Source organism: Lentzea sp. NPDC054927 (genome assembly GCF_053610285.1).
In genome coordinates, this window is sequence record NZ_JBSGXZ010000067.1 from 1 (window position 1) to 15785 (window position 15785).

Below are 15785 nucleotides of genomic sequence, written 5' to 3' on the forward strand. Positions count from 1 at the left end.
TTTAAAAGTACAACTTTTTTTCTGCGTTCACCCACCCCTCCTCAGATGTGGCGCGCTCTGGTACGGCTCGTGACGGGACCACCCACCCGAACCGCACCACCTACGCAACGCAACTCCGCCCAACGCAACAGGCGTGCCATCAACCCACGCGTGGCGTGGGCAGGTCTTTGATCAGATTGGCGGGGTCCGGGGCGGAGCCCCGAAATCCCTAAACGGGACACGCCCAACGCAACCCGACCACCTACTGCCCAGCAGTCGCGTACCCAGCAGCGACAGGCAACGCAGGCACAGCAGCGTCAAAGACAACTCGCCCGTCAACCCAAACCTTCTTAGGCCTCAGGTCGTCGTCCCACCACACCAAGTCCGCGACAGCACCCGGTGCGAGCCGTCCAAGCCCAGACTCCCCGATCACCTCAGCCGGCACGATCGTCGCCGAAGCCAACGCGTCCGCCACAGGCACACCCACAGACACGATGTTCCGAACCGCCCGGTCGAGCGTCAGCGCCGAACCGGCGATCGTGCCTTCCGGTGACCGAGGAACTCCATCCTCAGTGAGCAGCACATCCGCCCCGCCAAGGTGGTACCTGCCAGGCGGCATCCCTGCTGCCGCAACGGCATCCGTGACAAGCGCAACCCGCGCCCCGGCCGCGTTGAAAACGAGCCGGCACACGTCAGGACCCACGTGAGCAAGGTCCGCGATCAGCCCGAGCGTGAACCGCTCATCAACCAACGCCACCCCGGGCACACCAGGTTCCCGATGCCCCAACGGCCTCTGCGCGTTGAACAGGTGAGTAACCATCCGCGCCCCGGCATCAGCCGCGGCCCGAGTCTGCTCACCGGTGGCATCCGAATGCCCCACGGCAACCAGCACCCCGGCCTCGACCAGCCGGCGCACAGCCTCCAACCCACCAGGCTGCTCAGGCGCCAACGTCACCATCCGCAACGCCCGCCTCAACGTGTCATCGTCGAGCAAAGCCGAAATCTGGTCCGGCCCAGGCTCGACCATGAACGACGGATCGTGCACCCCAGCCCGTTTCGGCGACAGAAACGGCCCTTCCAGGTGCACCCCGAGCGGCCGAGCCCCCACCCCGTCCGGCAGCGCGGCAGAAGCAGCCAGCACGGCACGTGCCTGCCTCAGCACCACGTCCACCGGCGCAGTGATCAACGTGGGCAGGAACCGGGTCACACCGGTGGAAGGCAAAGCCTCGGCCACGGACCGCATCCCGTCGGCGTCCACCTCGGCGAAGTCGACGCCGACGGCGCCGTTCACCTGGACGTCGACGAGCCCTGGTGTGAGCAGTCCATCGGAGAGGACCTCCGCGCCGGGTGGTGCTTCACCGGTGGTCACCTCGACGATGCGGCCGTCCCTGATCCGCACCGAGGCAGGACCGACGATCGTGCGACCGAGCAAAGCGCGCGGTGCTGCGACAACGGCGTCCAAGATCCCTCCTAGAATGGTCCAGACCATTATGGCGACAACAGGGGTTCACGTCACGCCTCGTTAAGAGATAACCATCCCACATAACAGTATGTGAATCAGGGCCAACTGTGCCGTCCTGCGCCGAAGATGAACATCCGTGGCGCATACTGGTCATCAGACATCCGAGGTCTACAACGAGTTGAGGGTGCCGTGGCAGTCACTGACGACGCGATCCTGCGGGTCAAGGAGATGATCGTTTCGGGCGAGCTCAAGCCCGGCGACCGCCTCCCGCGTGAGGCTGACCTGGCCGAACGCCTCGGCCTGTCGCGCAACTCCCTGCGCGAAGCCGTGAAAGCGCTGTCACTCGTTCGTGTACTCGACGTCCGCCAGGGCGACGGCACCTACGTCTCATCCCTACGCGCCGACGACCTACTAGGCGCACTCTCCTTCGTGCTGGACCTGCACCGCGGCGAAGATTCGGTACTCGAAGTTCTCCAGGTCCGCCGCATCCTCGAGCCCGCCGCCGCCGCGATGGCCGCCCAGCGCATCGACCCGGACGAGGTCATCAAGCTCCGCGCCCTCTGCGACGCCGCCGAGTCCGCCAAGTCCGTCGAGGAACTGGTCGAACACGACCTGGACTTCCACCGCGCCATCGCCCAGTGCTCCGGCAACGCCTACCTGGCCCAACTGCTGGACACCCTGGCCGGCCCGACCGTCCGCGTCCGCATCTGGCGCGGCATCACCCAGTCCAACGCCGTGGACCGCACAGTCGCCGAGCACCGCGCCATCGTCGACGCCCTCGCCGCCCACCAGCCAGAACTCGCGCGCAGCTGGTCGACGGTGCACGTGGCCGGCGTCGAGCAGTGGCTCTCCGACCTGGCCTGACCGCTAGTTCGGGCGTCTGCAAGTACCACCAACTCTTGATCGAATCGCCTGCAACTACACCCAACCTGTTCGACGATCGTCGAACAGGTTGGGTGTAGTTGTGTGCCTGTTGATGTTGGGTTGGTGGTACTTGCAGACGCCGTCAGACCTGGCGTAGCTGCTCCAGCACCGCACGCACCGCAGGCTGCCCATCCGCACGATGCCGCACCACAGCCGAAACGGTCCGAAAAACCTCCTGCTTCAACGGCCGCAAAGCCACCCCAGGCCGCCGAGCCACCGACGGCACCAACGCCACCCCCAGACCAGCCTCGACCAGCCCGCACATCACCCCGAAGTCATCGCAATAGGCCTGCGCACGCGGCACAAACCCCGCGGCGCCGCACGCCCGTTGGGTCAGCTCGTGGCACGACGCGTCAGTGCGCGGCATGATCCACGGCCGGTCGGCCAGCACCGCCAGATCGACAGAATCCTGCTGCACCAACGGATCGCTCAACGGCAGGGCGACGTTCACGGGCTCTACGAACAGCTCGTGCGACTCGCACGACGTAGGCAGTGAGCGCGGCATGATGTTGTACGAGTGGATGACCGCGATGTCGATGTCCCCGCGCCGCAACGCGGGCAGCGACGCCTCCGGTTCCATCTCGTGCACGAACAGCTCCACGTCGGACCCGTGCGCCGAGCGCAGCACCTGGATCACCCGTGGCAGCAAGGCGGCGACCGACACGAACGTCCCAACACGCACCACGCCGGACACGGACGTCCGCAGCGAAGCCAGATCTGCCTCGGCCGCGGCCAGTTGATCCAGGACCAGCTGCGTGTGAGCGGCCAGCACGTGGCCTGCGCGCGTCAAAACCAGCTTCCGCCCCTCCCGTTCGACCAAAGCGACCCCAGCCTCACGCTCCAGCGCCGCGAGCTGCTGGGAGACCGCCGGAGAGGTCACGTGCAGGGCCTCCGCAGCCGCGGTGACCGTGCCGTGAACCGACAAAGCGTGGAGCAGCCGAAGCCGCCGTACGTCCAACACAAAGCTCAGCTTAACGTTCCGAACAGAACTTCTAACTGGAACTTTGCGAAGACTAGAGCCACGCTGGAGTCATGTTCGGACGAGTGCTGGTAGCGATGGTCACCCCGTTCACCCCCGACGGTGACCTGGACCTCAAGGGTGCGCAGGAGCTGGCGGCGCACCTCGTCGACAAACAAGGCGTGGACGGGCTGGTCGTCAACGGCACGACCGGTGAGGCGCCGACCACGACCGACGCCGAGAAGGCGCAGGTCATCAAGGCCGTGAAGGAAGCGGTCGGCCACCAGACGCAGATCCTCGCGGGCGTCGGCACCAACTCCACCCGCCACACCATCGAGCTCGCCCACAGCGCCGAGCAGAACGGCGCGGACGGGCTGCTCGTCGTGACGCCGTACTACAGCAAGCCCACGCAGGAGGGCGTCGAGAACCACTTCCGGCAGGTGGCCGACGCGTCCGGCCTGCCCGCGCTGCTCTACGACATCCCCGGCCGCACGGGCACGGCGATCGAGACGGAGACGCTGCTCAGGCTGTCCGAGCACCCGCGCATCGTCGGTGTGAAGGACTGCAAGGTCGACCTGCTGGCGACCGCCCGCGTCATCGCCGAGACCGGCCTCGACTTCTACTCCGGCAACGACGAGCTGATCCTGCCGCTGTACTCGATCGGCGGCGTCGGCACGGTCAGCACCGTCGGACACGTCGTCGGCAACGAGATCAAGGCGATGCTCGACGCCTACGACGAGGGCGACAACAAGGAAGCCCTGCGCCGCCACCAGGCCCTGCTGCCGGTGATCACCGCGATCATGACCCGCGAGCCCGGTGCCGTCGCCGTCAAGGCAGCGCTCAACCTGCTCGGCCTCCCGGCGGGCCCGGTCCGCGAGCCGCTCGCCGAGGCCACGCCGAAGCTGATCAACGAGCTGAAGGCTCTGTTCTAAAGCGCGTAGACCCGGCGAGCAGTGCCCGAGAAGATCGCGGCCTGCTCGTCGGGCGACAGCTCGGAAACCAACTCCCGAGCCGCCCCAAGCCACTCGTCATAGGTGGCCGCCAGCAAACACACGGGCCAGTCCGAGCCGAACATCAACCGCTCCGGCCCGAACGCGTCCAGCACGACCTCGAAGTACGGCCGCAACAACGCCACGTCCCACGACTTCCAGTCAGCCTCGGTGACCAGGCCGGACAGCTTGCACGTCACGTTCTCGTGCGCCGCCAGCGACCGGATCAGCTCGGCCCACTCCCCCACACCGGATCCGATCGCGGGCTTCGAGCAGTGGTCCACCACGAAGCCAACGTTCGGCAACGCCGCCACGGTCCGACGCGCAGCCGGCAACTGATGCGGCAACGTCAGCAGCTCATAAATCAGCCCGGCGGAGCCAACGGCCGCAAGCCCGTTCCACACGTCCTTGCGGCACAACCACTCCGGATCCGGCTCACCCTGAACCTGGTGCCGAATCCCGCGCAGCCACGACCCGTGAGGGCCTCCCACCAACGACTCCAGCTCATCGCCGACAGCCGGGGAAGTCAGATCGGTCCAGCCCACCACCGCGCCGACAACCCCAGAAGAAGCAGCCACCGCGAGAAACTCCGGCGTCTCCTCCGGCACGCACACCGTCTGCACCAGCACGGAGGTCGAGACCTCAGGTGCCGCGGCGACGAAGTCCGGCTCCAGGAACGACCGCCGGATCACACCCATCGGCGGATCGGTGATCCAGTCCTGATCCCGCACGGACAGGTCCCACAGGTGGTGGTGGGCATCGACGATCACGGCGTCGACACCTCCGGGTCGACGAGGTTCAGCGCCTTCAGCTCGTTCCACAGGTCCGCGGGGATCTCCGCGGCGAAGTACGCGGCGTTGGCGGTCATCTGCTCCGCCGTCCGCGACCCGATCACCACCGACACCACCGCGGGATGTCCGAGCGCGAACTGGATCGCCGCCTCGGGCAGCGTCACGCCGTGCCGCCCGCACACCTCCGCGATCGCCCGTGCCCTCGCGACCAGTGCGGCAGGCGCGTCGTCGTAGTTGTACTTCGCGTCGGCGGCCACCACGGGCTTGGACAGCAGACCGGAGTTGAAGACACCGCAGGCCACCACGGACACACCGCGTTCGACGCACAACGGCAGGAACGACGCCAGCGACGGCTGTTCCAGCAGCGTGTACCGCCCGGCCAGCATCACCACGTCGATGTCGGTCTCGCGGACGAACCGCTCCGGCATCTCCCACTGGTTCATGCCGACGCCGATGGCACCGACGACGCCCTGCGACCGCAGTTCCTCCAGCGCCGGATAGGCCTCACCAAAAGCCACATCCCAGTAGTCATCGGGATCGTGGATGTAAACGATCTCCACTCGGTCAGTCCCGAGACGCTCCAAAGAGGACTCGATAGACCGCCGAACCCCGTCCGCCGAGTAGTCCCGCACCCGTCGAAAGTGCGCGGGCACCGCAAACCCCTCGTCGTCGAGCCCAGAACCGTCAAAAGGCTCCAGCAACCGCCCGACCTTCGTCGAGATCACGTACTCGTCGCGCGGCCGCCCGGCCAGCGCGACACCCAGCCGCCGCTCCGACAGCCCGAGCCCGTAGTGCGGCGCGGTGTCGAAGTAGCGAACCCCGGTCTGCCAGGCAGCCTCGACCGCACCGAACGCCTCGGCGTCCGAGATCTCCCGGTACAGGTTGCCGATCGGCGCGGCACCAAAGCCCAGACGAGAAACAGCAACCTTCACGGCAGCTCCCACACGAGTCGCACATCGGGTTCAGCACCGGAGTAGTCGTCCTCGACCTCCAGCAGCTCGGCCATCTCAGCCTGCCACGGAATGTTCGCCGGATGCTCGGACAAATACGCCCTCATCGCGCGATAGTCGTCGACTTCGACCAGGTGGAACAGCTCGCGCCCGGACCGCCAGATCCGCCACGAACGCACCCCGGCCTCGCGCAGAGCAGCGTCCAGCTCCAGAGGAATGGTGGCGTGAACGCGGTCGTAGTCAGCCTCTCGCCCCTCGCGAAGCCGGGTGTGCAGCGCAACGGTCTCCAACCCTCACTCCTGCTTCTGACCGGTGGCGAACCGGGTCACGATCAGCGCGAGGATGATCACCGCGCCGTACGAGGCCTTGATGTAGAAGCCGGACACGCCCTGCAACCGCAGGATCTGCTCCACGAGCCCCAGCATCAGCACACCGGACAGCGCGCCGAACAGCGTGCCCTTTCCGCCCTGCAACGAGATTCCGCCGATCACCGCCGCCGCGAAGACCTGGAAGATCATGCCCTCGCCCTGGGTCGCGGCCACCGACCCCAACCGCCCGGTCATCAGGATGCCCGCGACCACGGCCAGCACCGAACCGATGATCAGCACGATCCACACCACCCGGTCCACCCGGATACCGGCGGCACGCGCGGCCTCCGAGTTGCCGCCGATCGCGTACAGCGAACGACCGGCGCGCAGGTACTTCAGCACGAAGATGCCCACCGCGTAACAGACGATGCAGATCCACACCGCCGCCGGCAGCCCGAGCCAGGTCGTGGAACCCAGGTACAGGAACGACTCCGGCACGTCGATCAGCGACTTGCCCTCGGTGATCGCGAGCTGCAGACCGCGCAGCATGGTCAGCATGCCCAGGGTCACCATGAACCCGGACAACCCGACCTTCAGGATCAGGAACCCGTTCAGGCCACCGATTCCCACCCCGATCAGCAGGCACAACGGCAGCGCGAGCCAGGCAGCGAGCCCGACGTCCAGCCCACCGGCCGACGCGGGAATGATCAACGCGACGGCCAGCGCGGGCGCCAGACCGACCGTCGACTCGAGCGACAGGTCCATCTTGCCGACGATCAGGATCATCGCCTGGCCCAGCACCAGCAGCGAGAGTTCGCTCTGCTGGGTCAGCACGGCGATCAGGTTGCCGGGAGTCAGGAAGATCGGCGACAACACCGCACCGATGATCAGCAGAATGATGATCACCGGCACCAGCGCGAGGTCCTGGTACCTCGCGAACTGGAACTTCTGCTTCCCCGGAGGAGTGGGCGCCGAGACCGGCGGAGTCATGGCCTTCGTCATTCCACTGTGTCCATTCCTTCGGCAATTCCCTCAATAGCCGCGATGAGTTCCTGATCGCGCCAGCCCCGTGCGAACTCGCGCACGACCTGGCCGTGGAACAGCACCAGAACACGGTCGCAGACCCGCAGGTCGTCCAGCTCGTCGGAGACGACGATCGCCGCCTTGCCCCGGCGCGCCTGCGCGTCGACCACCCCGAGCAGCGACTCCTTCGACTTCACGTCGACACCCGCGGTCGGGTTGATCAGCACCAGCACCGACGGGTCGCCGGCGAGTGCCCGCGCCATCACGACCTTCTGCTGGTTGCCGCCGGACAGGTCGGACACCGGCTGGTCCGGTCCGGCGGCCTTGACGTCGTACGAGGCGATCGCCGTCGAACCCGCAGAACGCTGCGCCGACGGCCACACGAACGAACCGGCAGTGCTCATCGTCGCGTTCTCCGCGATCGACAGGTCCAGCACGAGCCCCTGGTGGTGCCGATCCCGTGGCACACAGCCAATTCCGGCCTTCAGAGCCGCCGGAACGTCACCGCCGCGCACCGCGGCACCGTTCACCGAGATCGTGCCGACGGACGGCTTGCGCAGCCCGTAGACGGTCTCGGCGAACTCGTGCTTGCCCGACGACGCACTGCCGGCGAGCCCGATGACCTCGCCGCGCGTCGCCGACAGTGAGATGTCCGAGAAGTGCTCCCCGCTCAACGACGTCACGGTCAGCACCTGATCCGAGGACGACGGCCGGTCGTCGCCGCTGGGCACGTTCAGTCCACCGGCCTCACCGGTCATCGCCTCGATCAGGTCGGGCTTGGACATCTCGGCCACCGGAGCGGTGACGATGTGCCGCGCGTCGCGGTAGACCGTCACCGTCTGGCAGACCTCGTAGACCTCCTGCAGGTGGTGGGAGATGAACAGGAACGTCACTCCCTTGTCCTGCAACGACCTCATCCGGTCGAACAGCCGCTCGATCGCCGGGCCGTCGAGCTGCGCGGTCGGTTCGTCGAGGATCACGAACCGCGAGCCGATCGACAGCGCCCGCGCGATCTCGACCAACTGGCGCTGCTCGACGGTCAGCGTGGACACCAACGCGTTCGGGTCGACCGCGACGTCGTAGGTCTCCAGCAGCTCGGCAGCCTGGTGCCGCAGCTTCTTCCACTTGATCAGCCCGCCGCCGAGGTCCTGCCGGTTGATGAACAGGTTCTCGGCGACCGACAGATCCGGCACGACCGTCGACTTCTGGTACACGCAGGCGACGTGCCGACGCCACGCCGCGCTGTCGGCGACGGGTGGCGCGGGTTCGCCGAAGAAGGTGACCTCGCCCGCGTCCGGCGTCTGCATGCCGGTGAGGATCGAGACCAACGTCGACTTGCCCGCGCCGTTGCGACCGACGAGCGCGTGCGACTCACCGGCCCGGATCTCGATGCCCACGTCGTCCAACGCGAGCGTCCGCCCGAACCGCTTCGTCACGCCACGTGCGATGGCTGCGTACTCGTTCATCAGATCTGGTTGCCCCAGAACGCCTTGTCGTCCACGTTCTCCTTGGTGATCAGCGGCGCGGGCAGCTGGTCCTCGAGACGGCCACCGCCGACGTCGACGATCGTGGAGTCGTGGTCGGTCTTGCCGGGCTGGAACGTCTTCTTCTCCACGGCCGCCTTGGCGTAGAAGAGCGCCCACTTCGCGTAGAGGTCGGCCGGCTGCGAGACGGTCGCGTCGATCTCACCCTTGCGGATCGCCTCCAGCTCGGACGGGATGCCGTCGTTGGAGACGATGAAGACGTGCTTGGGATCGGTCGGCGGGACCAGCATGTTCTTCTGCTTCAACACCTGCAGCGTCGGCGCGAGGAACACGCCACCGGCCTGCATGTAGATGCCGTTGATGTCCGGGTGCTGATTGAGACGAGTCTGCAGGGCCGCGGACGCCTTGGCGCCCTCCCAGTCGGTCGGCTCCTCGAACACCGTGATGCCGGGGTAGTTCTGCTTCATGCAGGCGGCGAACGCCTCGGAGCGGTCACGGCCGTTGACCGACGACAGCGCGCCCTGGAACTCGACGATCTTGCCCTTGCCACCGAGCTTGTCACCGAGGAACTTGCAGGCCTTCTCGCCGTACGCCTTGTTGTCCGCGCGCACGACCATGTAGGTCTTGCCCTTGTCCGGGCGGGTGTCGACGGTGACCACCGGGATGCCGGCCTTGTCGAGGCGGTCCAAAGTGGACGCGATCGCGCCGGTGTCCTGCGGGGCCATCACCATCGCCTTGGCGCCCTGCGACTGCAGCGACTGCGCGTTGGCGACCAGGTTCTCCACCTTGTTCTGCGAGTTGGTGGGGTTCAGCAGGTTGACGCCGAGTTCCTTGGCCTTGTCCGGGAAGTACTTGATGTACGAGTTCCAGAAGTCGGAGTCGGCCCGCGGGTGGTCGGCGCCGATCGGGCCGACACCACTGGCGCCGGTACCGCTGGCGCCACCGCCACAGGCGGTCAGGGTGAGTGCACCGGCGAGCGCGAGGCACACCGCGGCGGTGAGGTTGCGACGCTTCATCGTTGTTTGGCCTTTCATGACTGCTTGGGGCGCAGGCGCAACCCGTACATGCCACCGTCGACAGCCAGAATGGTGCCGGCGGTGGAACCGGACAACGGGCTCGCCAGATAAGCGATCGCGCCCGCTACCTCATCAGCGGAGACGAGCCGGCCGTGCGGCTGGCGTGCCTCCAACGCGGCTCGTTCGGCGGCCGGATCCGGTGCCGAGTCGAGCAGACGGCCCACCCACGGGGTGTCCGCCGTGCCGGGAGCGACCGCGTTGACGCGAATGCCTTCGCGGACGTGGTCGGCGGCCATCGCGAGCGTCAGCGAGTACACCGCGCCCTTGCTGGCCGAGTAGAGAGCACGCTGCGGGAGCCCGGCCCACGCAGCGATCGAGCAGGTGTTGACGATCGCCGCGGACGGCGAGTTGCGCAGGTGCGGCAGCGCGGCCCTGGACACCCGGACCATGCCGAGCACGTTGACGTTGAGCACTTTGAGCCACTCGTCGTCGGAGTTGGCCGCCACGTCGCCCTGCGAACCGATGCCCGCGTTGTTCACGACGACGTCGAGGCGGCCGAACCGCTCCACGACCTCGTCGATCGCGGCTTTGACGCTCTCGTCGTCGGACACGTCCGCGCGGATCCCGACCAGCGGGTCCTTCACGTCCGGGTTGAGATCCAGCGCCACCGCCGTCGCACCGCGCGACGACAGCAGGTTCGCCGTGGCGAGGCCGATGCCGGACGCGCCACCCGTGACGACGGCGACAAGGCCTTCGAAGTCAGTCATTCTCGCCCTCCAGTGCTGTCCACACCGGACCCTCCGGGTACAGGTAGTCGGACAGCGTCTCGTCCTTGAGCTGAGCGGAGAATCCCGGCGCGGCGGGTGCCAGGTAACGGCCGTTCTCGACGACGGCCGGGTCCAGGAAGTGCTCGTGCAGGTGGTCGACCCACTCGATCACGCGCTCGCCGACCTCGCCGGAGATCGCGACGTAGTCGAAGAACGACAGGTGCCTGACCAGCTCGCAGAGGCCGACACCACCGGCGTGCGGGCACACCGGGACGTCGAACTTCTTGGCCAGCAACAGGATCGCGATGTTCTCGTTCACCCCGGCGACCCGGCAGGCGTCGAGCTGCAGGACGTCGATCGCGCCGGCCTGCAGCATCTGCTTGAACACCACGCGGTTCTGCACGTGCTCACCGGTGGCGACCCGGATCGGCGCCAGCGCGTCGGCGATCGCCCTATGCGCCAGCACGTCGTCCGGTGAGGTCGGCTCCTCGATCCAGTACGGGTCGTACGGCGCGAGCTCACGCATCCATCGGACCGCCGTGTCGACGTCCCAGCGCTGGTTCGCGTCCACCGCCACGCGCACCTCGTCGCCGACGACCTCGCGGGCGAGCTTCATCCGGCGCACGTCGTCGTCGAGGCTGCCACCGACCTTGAGCTTGATCATGTCGAAGCCGTCGGCGAGTGCCTGGCGCGCGAGTCCGGCGAGCTTCTCGTCGGAGTAGCCGAGCCAGCCGGGTGACGTCGTGTAGGCCGGATATCCTTCGCGGGCAACGGTTTCCGCTCGTTCGGCCTTACTGTGCTCGATCTTGCGCAGGATCTCCAGCGCGTCGTCGGGCGTCATCGCGTCGGAGAGGTACCGGAAGTCGACGAGGCTGACGATCTCCTCCGGCGTCATCTGGGCGAGGAACCGCCAGACGGGCAACCCTGCGCGGCGCGCGGCGAGGTCCCACGCGGCGTTGACGACCGCGCCGATCGCCATGTGCGCGACGCCCTTCTCGGGGCCGAGCCAGCGGATCTGCGAGTCGCCGATCAGCTCGAAGTACAGCTCGGCCAGCGCCTTCGCGTCCTCCGGCACGTCCTTGCCGACGACGTGCGGTGCCAGCGCCTTGATCCCGGCGGCCTGCACGTCGTTGCCGCGGCCGATGGTGAACGCGAGCCCGTGGCCCTCCGGTCCGTCGTCGGTGCGCAGCACGACGTAGGCGGCGCTGTAGTCCGGGTCCGGGTTCATCGCGTCGGAGCCGTCGAGCTCGCGGGACGTGGGGAACCGGATGTCCAGCACGTCCAGTGCGGTGATCTTGGGCATGGGTCAGGCCTGCCCGAGGGTCTGCTTTTGCTTGCCGAGGCCCTCGATCTCCAGCTCGACGACGTCGCCGGCGCGCAGGTACGGCTTCGGCTCCGGCTGGCCGAGCGCGACACCAGCGGGTGTACCCGTGTTGATGACGTCACCCGGTCGAAGGACAAGGAACTGACTGAGGTAGCGCACGATCTCCGCCACCGGGAAGATCATGTTCTTGGTGGACGAGTTCTGCTTGATCTCGCCGTTCACCCAGAGCCGCATCTCGAGGCTCTGCGGGTCGGCGATCTCGTCGGCAGGCACGAGGAAGGGGCCGAGCGGGTTGAACGTCTCGCAGTTCTTGCCCTTGTCCCACGTCCCGCCGCGCTCGATCTGGAACTCCCGCTCGGAAACGTCGTGCGAGAGCACGTACGCGCCGACGCACGCCAGAGCGTCCTCTTCGGACTCGAGATAGCGAGCGGTGCGCCCGATGACGACGCCGAGCTCCACCTCCCAGTCGGTCTTCACCGACCGGCGCGGGACGAGCACCTCGTCGTACGGGCCCACGATCGTGTCCGGCGTCTTGAGGAACATCACCGGCTCGCCCGGGATGTCCGCGCCGGTCTCCTCCGCGTGGTCGCGGTAGTTGAGGCCGATGCAGATGACCTTGCCCGGATGCGCGAGCGGCGACCCGACCCGCACTCCGTCGGTGCTCAGTGCTCCCAGTTCGCCGCCTTCGAGGGCCGCCCGGACGCGAGCCACACCGTCGTTCGCGAGGAACGCCCCGTCGATGTCCGGGGTGATCGGCAGGAGGTCGTATGTGGTCCCGTCGTCGGTCCTCACTGCAGGACGTTCATCGCCGACCGGCCCGAGGCGCAGAAGCTGCACGGCCGTTCCTCCTCTACTCACACCGCCGAAATACATCGGATGTATAGCCCCGCGAGACCTAGTTCGTCTAGATCCTGACGTGAAGTCGTCCGATGACTAATGGGAGTCGATCATGAAGATCGTGGCCGCATCACTCCTGGCGGGCGCACTGCTCACGCCATCCGGCCCAACGGAGCCCGTAACCGTTTTCGTGGAGCTGACCTCGGCCGCAGCGGTCGACGCGGGCACCGTTACACAGGCGCGTTCAGCCAGAAACACGACCTCGGAGCAGGTGTCCCGGGTTGTTTCCCGGTCTGGCGGACGCGAGGTTGCCCGAACGTCCAACGCGGTGCCGGGCGTCGTCCTGTCTGCGGACAAGTCCCGTCTGTCTGCTTTGTCGCGCATGCCCGAGGTGCGCGCGGTACACCGGATGACGCCGAAGAAGCTCACCAACGCGCACGCCGTCCGTCTCACCCGGACGTTCGACGCCTGGAAGTCGCTGGGACGGTTCGGCGACGGTGTCCGGATCGGCGTGATCGACACCGGCATCGACTACCGGCACGCGGACTTCGGCGGCGGCACCTTCCCGAACGCCAAGGTCGTCGGCGGCCACGACTTCGCGGGCGACGCCTACACGGGCAAGTCCGGCTCGCTGCCCGAACCGGACGCCGACCCGCTGGACTGCGACGGCCACGGCACGCACGTCGCCGGCACCGCGGCCGGGTTCGGGGTCAACGCCGACGGCACGACCTACCGCGGCTCGTACTCGTCGGTCGATCTCGACTCGCTGAAGATCGGGCCTGGTACGGCTCCCAAGGCGTTGCTCTACGCGTTGAAGGTGTTCGGCTGCGAGGGCGGCACGAACCTGACCGCGCAGGCGCTGGACTGGGCGCTCGACCCCAACGGCGACGGCGACTTCTCCGACAAGCTCGACGTGGTGAACCTGTCGCTGGGCAGCGACTTCGGCGCCGCGGACGACCCGGACGCGCTGTTCGTGCGCAAGCTCGTCGAACACGGCGTGGTCGTCGTGGCGGCGGCCGGCAACGGTGGCGACTTCTACGACGTGGCCGGGTCGCCGGGCAACGCGCCCGAGGCGATCTCCGTGGCGAACAGCCGTGACTCGTTCTCGATGCTGGACGGGCTGGAGGCGCAGGGCAAGCAGTGGGCAGGGCAGTACAGCCAGAACTACAAGGGGCCACTCGACCTCACGCTGCCCGTCGTGCGGCTCACGTCCGATGTGGACGGCTGCAAGCCGATCTCCGAGCCGTTGACCGGGAAGATCGTCTGGCTGGAGTGGGACGACAACGACGCGACCCGCGCCTGCGGTTCCGGGGCGCGGACGGACAACGCGTGGAAGGCCGGCGCGGCCGGGGTGCTGCTGCCGACGTCGTTGCCGGTGTTCGCCGCCGGGATCGCCGGCAATGCACACATTCCGGCGTTCCAGCTGACGGCGTCCGCCGCCACCGCACTGCGTCCGGCGCTGGAGGCCGGAACGTTGTCCGTGCACCTGACCGATGCCTTGAAGCGCGCGGTCCCGTCGGTGGAACCGGCGATCGAGGACACGATCACCCCTTCTTCGTCGCGATCCCGTTCGTCGATCGCGGTGGCCGCGCCGGGCGACACGATCTTCTCCGCCGCTTCCGGCACCGCGTCCGACGGCGTGTCGATGGGCGGCACCTCGATGGCGTCGCCGCACGTGGCCGGGATCGCGGCGGTGCTGCGCGAAACCCATCCACAGTGGACCGTCGCGGAGGTCAAGGCCGCGCTGATGAACACCGCTTCCGGCGTGATCCGGTCGGCTGACGGCGTGCGCGAGGCCCCGATGCGGGTCGGCGCCGGCCGGGTGGACGCGCTCGCGGCGTTGTCCTCCGACGTGCTGGCGGTGGGCGACGCGTCGTTCGGCACGGTTGAGGTGAGCGGTCCGGTGCTGACCGGTCGAACGATCCGGCTGGTGAACAAGGGCACGAAGACCGTCCGCCTGCAGGCGCGCTACGAGCCGATCACCGCCGTGCCCGGGGTGTCCTTCGAGGTCGCGACGCCGTACGTGGTGCTGCCGCCGAACGGTTCGGCGTCGGTGACCGTGCAGCTGCGGATCGCGAACCCGGCGGCGTTGCGCAAGACCCCCGACCCCACCGTCGCGCTGGACGAAGGCCGTCAGTTCCTGGCGGAGGCGTCCGGGCTGGTGACGTTCTCGGGCGACCGTTCGCTGCGGGTGCCCGTCTACGCGGCGCCGAAGCCGGTGTCGCGGCTGAAGGTGGTGTCCGGCCGAGTCGCCGGCCAGGGCCTCGACCAGCAGGACTACCAGGCGCGCTTGACCGTGCTGCAGCTCGGCGCGACCTCTCCACAGCTGCCGGACTGCGGACCTGACGTGCAGGACAACTGCGCTGTCAACCGCACGGCCCGCGGCGGCGACCTGCGTTATGTGGGTGCGACGGCGACGCCGGACCTGCTGGCGTTCGGCGTCGCGACGTGGAGCACCTGGGCGAACCTCGGCAGCAACATGCAGCCCGAGGTCAGGTTCTCGGTGGGCGGCAAGGACTTCGTGACGACGGCCGTGAAGCCGACGAACCCGGACGGCGACGTGACCGCCGACATCTGGCTGGCCCGCACCGTGGTCGCCGGCTCGGAGGAGGTCGTGGACGAGCAGCCGCTGAACGGATTCGACGGCTCGTCCGACACCAACGTGTTCGACAGCGACGTCGTGGTACTGCCGGTTTCGCGCTCTTCGCTGCCGTCCGGCCCGGTGACCTACACCGTCGGCGTGCAGAGCCCGTACACCGCGCCCGGCGACGCGGACGAGCTCGTCGACGTTGCGCCGTCTGCCACGTTCGCCTACGAACTGATCGTCCCGTCACTGTCCACTGTGGTACATCCGGGTGATCAAGTTCCTTCTGGATCGTTGATGTTCTTCCACCACAACGCAACGGGTAACCGAGCGCTGACGAGGTGATACCCGGTTGGGTGTGCCCCAGGTGAGCGTCCCTCGGCATACTC

The 15785-nt window shown here is 67.7% G+C and carries 14 protein-coding genes; 3 read left to right on the forward strand and 11 right to left on the reverse strand.

Features of this window, described 5'->3' with window-relative positions:
- Positions 1 to 241 precede the first annotated feature (241 nt).
- Complete coding sequence (gene nagA / locus ACWGE0_RS43570; protein ID WP_452266720.1) at positions 242 to 1441, reverse strand: N-acetylglucosamine-6-phosphate deacetylase; 1200 nt, start codon at positions 1439 to 1441, stop codon at positions 242 to 244.
- A gap of 189 nt (positions 1442 to 1630) precedes the next feature.
- On the opposite strand from nagA, the gene ACWGE0_RS43575 reads away from it, so the two are divergent.
- On the forward strand, positions 1631 to 2305 hold the full coding sequence (locus ACWGE0_RS43575) for a FadR/GntR family transcriptional regulator (RefSeq protein ID WP_109631436.1): 675 nt from the start codon (positions 1631 to 1633) through the stop codon (positions 2303 to 2305).
- A gap of 142 nt (positions 2306 to 2447) precedes the next feature.
- On the opposite strand, the gene ACWGE0_RS43580 is transcribed toward ACWGE0_RS43575, so the two are convergent.
- Positions 2448 to 3326: a LysR family transcriptional regulator gene (locus tag ACWGE0_RS43580; protein ID WP_452266721.1), complete on the reverse strand. Its 879-nt coding sequence runs from the start codon at positions 3324 to 3326 to the stop codon at positions 2448 to 2450.
- 71 nt (positions 3327 to 3397) lie between these two features.
- Here ACWGE0_RS43580 and dapA point away from each other — a divergent pair, with 71 nt between their 5' ends.
- Positions 3398 to 4255, forward strand: coding sequence for a 4-hydroxy-tetrahydrodipicolinate synthase (gene dapA / locus ACWGE0_RS43585; protein ID WP_452266722.1), 858 nt, complete (start codon positions 3398 to 3400; stop codon positions 4253 to 4255).
- On the opposite strand, the gene ACWGE0_RS43590 is transcribed toward dapA, so the two are convergent.
- The 9 genes from ACWGE0_RS43590 to ACWGE0_RS43630 are packed head-to-tail and all read right to left on the reverse strand — an operon-like array spanning position 4252 to position 12812.
- A complete protein-coding gene (locus ACWGE0_RS43590; RefSeq protein ID WP_452266723.1) occupies positions 4252 to 5082 on the reverse strand; it encodes an amidohydrolase family protein in 831 nt (276 codons plus the stop codon). The genes dapA and ACWGE0_RS43590 overlap by 4 nt on opposite strands.
- Positions 5079 to 6035, reverse strand: coding sequence for an aldo/keto reductase (locus tag ACWGE0_RS43595; RefSeq protein WP_452266724.1), 957 nt, complete (start codon positions 6033 to 6035; stop codon positions 5079 to 5081). Before ACWGE0_RS43595 ends, ACWGE0_RS43590 begins: the two co-directional genes overlap by 4 nt.
- Positions 6032 to 6343, reverse strand: a complete 312-nt coding sequence (locus ACWGE0_RS43600) for an L-rhamnose mutarotase (protein ID WP_452266725.1) — start codon at positions 6341 to 6343, stop codon at positions 6032 to 6034. The genes ACWGE0_RS43595 and ACWGE0_RS43600 overlap by 4 nt, the downstream gene beginning before the upstream one ends.
- Before the next feature lie 3 nt (positions 6344 to 6346).
- Positions 6347 to 7363 (reverse strand): ABC transporter permease, encoded by a 1017-nt coding sequence (locus ACWGE0_RS43605; RefSeq protein ID WP_452266726.1) that lies wholly within the window; start codon positions 7361 to 7363, stop codon positions 6347 to 6349.
- Positions 7360 to 8850, reverse strand: a complete 1491-nt coding sequence (locus ACWGE0_RS43610; RefSeq protein ID WP_452266727.1) for a sugar ABC transporter ATP-binding protein — start codon at positions 8848 to 8850, stop codon at positions 7360 to 7362. Before ACWGE0_RS43610 ends, ACWGE0_RS43605 begins: the two co-directional genes overlap by 4 nt.
- Complete coding sequence (locus ACWGE0_RS43615) at positions 8850 to 9884, reverse strand: sugar ABC transporter substrate-binding protein (protein ID WP_452266728.1); 1035 nt, start codon at positions 9882 to 9884, stop codon at positions 8850 to 8852. The genes ACWGE0_RS43610 and ACWGE0_RS43615 overlap by 1 nt, the downstream gene beginning before the upstream one ends.
- Before the next feature lie 14 nt (positions 9885 to 9898).
- Positions 9899 to 10651 carry an SDR family NAD(P)-dependent oxidoreductase gene (locus ACWGE0_RS43620; RefSeq protein WP_452266729.1) on the reverse strand — a complete coding sequence of 251 codons (753 nt, stop codon included), beginning with the start codon at positions 10649 to 10651 and terminating at the stop codon, positions 9899 to 9901.
- Complete coding sequence (locus ACWGE0_RS43625; protein ID WP_452266730.1) at positions 10644 to 11954, reverse strand: enolase C-terminal domain-like protein; 1311 nt, start codon at positions 11952 to 11954, stop codon at positions 10644 to 10646. Before ACWGE0_RS43625 ends, ACWGE0_RS43620 begins: the two co-directional genes overlap by 8 nt.
- 3 nt (positions 11955 to 11957) lie before the next feature.
- Positions 11958 to 12812, reverse strand: coding sequence for a fumarylacetoacetate hydrolase family protein (locus ACWGE0_RS43630; protein WP_452266731.1), 855 nt, complete (start codon positions 12810 to 12812; stop codon positions 11958 to 11960).
- 382 nt (positions 12813 to 13194) lie between these two features.
- On the opposite strand from ACWGE0_RS43630, the gene ACWGE0_RS43635 reads away from it, so the two are divergent.
- Positions 13195 to 15741: a S8 family serine peptidase gene (locus ACWGE0_RS43635; protein WP_452266732.1), complete on the forward strand. Its 2547-nt coding sequence runs from the start codon at positions 13195 to 13197 to the stop codon at positions 15739 to 15741.
- Positions 15742 to 15785: the final 44 nt, after the last annotated feature.

Coding starts and splice junctions, on each gene's coding strand:
- ACWGE0_RS43610 (WP_452266727.1), bottom strand. CDS start 8,850: ATGAACGAGTACGCAGCCATCGCACGTGGCGTGACGAAGCGGTTCGGG.
- dapA (WP_452266722.1), top strand. CDS start 3,398: ATGTTCGGACGAGTGCTGGTAGCGATGGTCACCCCGTTCACCCCCGAC.
- ACWGE0_RS43625 (WP_452266730.1), bottom strand. CDS start 11,954: ATGCCCAAGATCACCGCACTGGACGTGCTGGACATCCGGTTCCCCACG.
- ACWGE0_RS43620 (WP_452266729.1), bottom strand. CDS start 10,651: ATGACTGACTTCGAAGGCCTTGTCGCCGTCGTCACGGGTGGCGCGTCC.
- ACWGE0_RS43615 (WP_452266728.1), bottom strand. CDS start 9,884: ATGAAGCGTCGCAACCTCACCGCCGCGGTGTGCCTCGCGCTCGCCGGT.
- ACWGE0_RS43635 (WP_452266732.1), top strand. CDS start 13,195: ATGCCCGAGGTGCGCGCGGTACACCGGATGACGCCGAAGAAGCTCACC.
- ACWGE0_RS43605 (WP_452266726.1), bottom strand. CDS start 7,363: ATGACGAAGGCCATGACTCCGCCGGTCTCGGCGCCCACTCCTCCGGGG.